At 45.4% G+C, this 1301-nt stretch carries 1 protein-coding gene and 1 pseudogene; one reads left to right on the plus strand and one right to left on the minus strand.

Annotation, left to right across the window (positions count from 1 at the left end; translation table 11 throughout):
* Positions 1-74: 74 nt before the first annotated feature.
* Positions 75-500 (plus strand): annotated as a pseudogene (locus tag QUB66_RS29650) (RNA-guided endonuclease InsQ/TnpB family protein); the annotation flags it as partial.
* On the opposite strand, the gene QUB66_RS29655 reads toward QUB66_RS29650, so the two are convergent.
* Positions 494-1301 (minus strand): ATP-binding cassette domain-containing protein (locus QUB66_RS29655; protein ID WP_332971312.1); only part of this gene is annotated, 808 nt, incomplete at its 5' end. The pseudogene QUB66_RS29650 and the gene QUB66_RS29655 sit on opposite strands and share 7 nt — an antisense overlap.

Genomic DNA, 1301 nt, shown 5'->3' on the forward strand with positions numbered 1-1301 from the left:
TTTGAGTAACAGCTTGCCTGCTCTTCAAAGCCAGCTACTTTTAGCTGCGACTATTTTTTAGTCTAAACTACAGTTACGAAGATTTGAGGATTAAAAATATGGTGAAGAATCACTGTCTGGCTAAATCAATTAACGACGCTTCTTGGTATCAGTTCCGAGTCTGGCTGGAGTATTTCGGTAAAGTATTCGGAAGAATTACGATCGCCGTAATACCCAACGGGACAAGCCAGGAATGCTATAACTGTGGAACGATTGTGAAGAAAAGTCTATCAACACGAACTCACGCTTGTAAATGTGGATGTGTGATGGACAGAGATTGGAATGCAGCTAGAGTCATCTTCGGTCGAGGATTAAGTACGGTAGAGCATACCGGAACTTGGGGTAATACCCTAAACGCTTGTGGAGAAATGACCGCTACCGATGTTGAAGCAATTCTGCATCGGCAAGTCAATTCTGTGAATCAAGAATCCCCATGCCTTGAGGCTGGGGAGTGTCAATGAGTTCGAGCCAATAAAGGAGCTGCCTGCAATAACTGCTGAGTATAAGGGTGCTGCGGATTAGTAAAAATATCCCTAGTCTTCCCGATTTCGACAATTTTTCCGGCATTCATTACCGCAATGCGATCGCAAAAAAACCTCGCCACCCACAAATCGTGCGTAATAAACAGATAAGTCAAATTAAATTCCTGCTTCAACTCCAACATCAGTTCTAATACTTGAGTCTGCACGCTAGCATCCAGCATACTCACCGGTTCATCGCAAATAATCAGTTGCGGCCGAGTAATCAAAGCCCGCGCGATCGAAACCCGCTGCTGTTGTCCGCCTGAAAGTTCCCCCGGATAGCGACGAAAGAAATCCTCCCCAGGAGTCAAACCCACCCGCTCTAACATTTGGATTACTTGTTTTTTAGCTTCCTCTGCATTAGCTAATTTGTGAATAAACAAAGGGTCAGCAATACTTTGTCCCACAGTCATCATCGGATTCAAGCAAGCGTGGGGGTCTTGAAATATCATTTGCATTTGACGGCGGTGCTTCCTGACAGCATCGCGCCCCAGGGCAGTGATATCTATTCCTTGAAATTCCACTTTGCCGCCAGTAGGGGGAATTAGCTGCAAAATCGATCGCGATAACGTACTTTTGCCGCAGCCGGACTCCCCTACCAGCCCTAGGATTTCCCCCCGTTCTAGCTCTAAGCTAACCCCATCTACAGCTTTAATTACCTGGCGATTCCTCGAAAATAATTGGTCTAATAAATTGCTTTCTAAACTGTAGTGCTGCTGCAAATTCGTCACTGTCAACAGA

Origin of the sequence: Microcoleus sp. A2-C3 (genome assembly GCF_036706065.1) — a bacterium.
In the GTDB taxonomy this organism is placed as follows: Bacteria; Cyanobacteriota; Cyanobacteriia; order Cyanobacteriales; family Microcoleaceae; genus Microcoleus.